This window comes from Deinococcus rhizophilus (assembly GCF_030271215.1).
In the GTDB taxonomy this organism is placed as follows: Bacteria; Deinococcota; Deinococci; order Deinococcales; family Deinococcaceae; genus Deinococcus; species Deinococcus rhizophilus.
The window spans coordinates 1-361 of sequence record NZ_JASNGB010000429.1 but is presented as its reverse complement, the minus strand read 5'-3'; the positions used below and the strand labels follow the sequence as shown (position 1 = coordinate 361).

The 361-nt window shown below is 80.6% G+C and carries 1 pseudogene; it reads right to left on the bottom strand.

Annotation, left to right across the window (positions count from 1 at the left end):
• Positions 1–361, bottom strand: a pseudogene (locus QOL99_RS17705) (tetratricopeptide repeat protein); the annotation flags it as partial.

Below are 361 nucleotides of genomic sequence, written 5' to 3'. Positions count from 1 at the left end.
GCCAAGCAGGGCGCACAGCACCGCGAGCCCGGGGCCGCCGAGGGGCACCGGGCGCCCGCCGACCTCCACGCGCGGGGCACCCATCGCCCGCACCCGGACCACCGTGCGCTCAGGGCGCGGGAGGGGGGCCGGGGTGGGCAACCCCGCCGCCGGGAGCAGCGCGAACAGTTCCGGAAAGGCGTGCGCTTCCTCCCGCGCCCACAGGGTGCCGGGGTCCAGCGGGCGCAGTTCCTCCAGCGCCGCGTTCCGGTCGCCGCGCTGCCGGGCGAGTTCGGCCCGCACGATGCGGGCGCGGCCCTCGTCCTCGCCCTCCAGCGGGCCGGTGAGGGCGAGCGCGCCCTCGGCCCGGTCCGGCTGGCCC